General features: G+C 46.3%; 2 protein-coding genes. One reads left to right on the top strand and one right to left on the bottom strand.

What is annotated here, in order from left to right:
- Positions 1–184 precede the first annotated feature (184 nt).
- Entirely contained in the window at positions 185–910 is a 726-nt protein-coding gene (locus tag ACTIE0_RS24110) for a hypothetical protein (protein WP_006616009.1), read from the bottom strand.
- Between the two features lie 69 nt (positions 911–979).
- On the opposite strand from ACTIE0_RS24110, the gene ACTIE0_RS24105 reads away from it, so the two are divergent.
- Positions 980–1528: a GNAT family N-acetyltransferase gene (locus tag ACTIE0_RS24105; protein ID WP_006623763.1), complete on the top strand. Its 549-nt coding sequence runs from the start codon at positions 980–982 to the stop codon at positions 1526–1528.
- Positions 1529–1850: the final 322 nt, after the last annotated feature.

Raw genomic sequence — 1850 nt, 5'->3', positions numbered from 1 at the left:
GGCTGGCATTTTTGGTCTTCTTAGTCATCTCGTCCTCTCCATTATACGTCCTAACTTTCCTGTCTTGTGCTATATAACATCGTGACGCTGTGTCCTGTCGAGCCAAAAGGATGACTAAGACCCCACCGATACTTGACCCCCACCTGCCTGTGGGGACGTGAACCGAGTGCGTCGCTCTTTTTGTTCAAAAACGCTGACCCATCAACCTTTGTCGGATACCCTCAGCAATTTTCTGACCCAAATATTCTGGGATCAAGCTCTCATTGGGGCCAAGAAGATACAGAATCAGACGAGTGCGACCCCGCCAGACCAGCAAGTTAGCATTGACCACCAACAGGTCTTCCTGCCAGATGGCATACATCACCTTATAGAATAATCCCGGCTGGTTATCTGCTTCAATTAACAAAGCTGGTAGGTGGAACACCGGGTCAACATAAAACTCCGTAGCTACATCCTCTAAACCCGCATCCAGGTTAAACTCGACGGCCAGCATTTCTTCTACCTCAAAATGCCCCGCCAATGCTTCTCTAATCGCACGACAAACGTTATCTGACGTTTTTTCTGTGAGTGCCTTACCACCCCTCGATACCACCAGCTTAATGAATACCAGCATCGGCGGGTAGATTTGTCCATACAAACTAAGATTATGGATGGTTAACCCATAGGCAGCCAGAACTCCAAAAATATCGCTCAACAAAAATGATTGATTGCGATAGGCGAAGTGTAGGGCGCTTCTGCTCCCTTCTGGCTTAATCTCAATCACCGCTTGTGTAGTTTTATAAACATTGTAGGCCAATTTGAGATTTTGCAATTGAATCTCACTGCTAACAAATTGCTCATAAAACTGCGGAAACGCCCGATTGAAGCGCTTTAGAAGTTCTAACGTTGATGATTTTAAACCCGGAGCCATAATTGAGGATCAGGTACGGGAGATATACTATCTAGTAAAGACATCATCTATTACCTTAACCACGCCTGCATGGGTTTTTGGAAAAATTTCTTTAGCGGTTCTGATTCTACCTCAATGTCCAAAACGGCGGAACAAGAGGAATGCTCTATCGAGAACCAATCCTCTTGGTCCCAGGTAACTCGGCAACCAAACTCTCGGAATTCTCGGATTTTTTTCAGCACGGATCGGGACATTGATCTATATGAGCTAGAAGAACTCTGTAATGCTGTCGGTTGGTCCCGTCGCCCTCTCAGGAAGGTCAAAAAGGCTATTCAGCATAGCTTTTTGGTCGTTTCCATGTGGCAAATGCGGGGCAACCAACGACGGCTAATCGGTTTTGCTCGCGCTACTTCCGATCATGCCTTTAATGCTACCCTTTGGGATGTCGTGGTTCACCCAGACTTCCAAAACAAAGGTTTAGGCAAGGCTTTGATGCGTTTTATCATCAAAAAGCTTCGCAGCGATGATATTAGCAATATCACGTTGTTTGCAGACCCCCATGTGGTTGAATTTTATCGAAACCTAGGGTTTATCTCAGATCCCGAAGGGATCAAGGGGATGTTCTGGTATCCAGACTAGCCCATTTTTGACCCCAAAAATGGGCTTCAAGCCTCGCCCTTTTAGGGCGAGTATTGAGAGAATCCTACACCGACTCCCATGGTCAGACGGAACCTAACCCCAGATTTTTTCCTTGAGGAGATAAGCGCCTTAAGAGAATCAGGAGGGGCGGAAAGTTTTTCCCCCCTTTGGTGGGTAAAATCCCGTCGGGTATGGGAAATTTTACCATGAATCTGAACCCCCTTCAAAAGGGTAGGTCAGACAAGCTATAGCACAAAACAGAACAGTTAGGACGTATAATGGCAAGGATATCTACAGAAGACCCAAAATGCCAGCCCCCTAC

Origin of the sequence: Limnospira sp. (assembly GCF_051859755.1) — a bacterium.
GTDB lineage: Bacteria > Cyanobacteriota > Cyanobacteriia > Cyanobacteriales > Microcoleaceae > Limnospira > Limnospira fusiformis.
The sequence above is the reverse complement of the archived record's forward strand: the minus strand, read 5'-3'. Positions and strand labels throughout refer to the sequence as shown.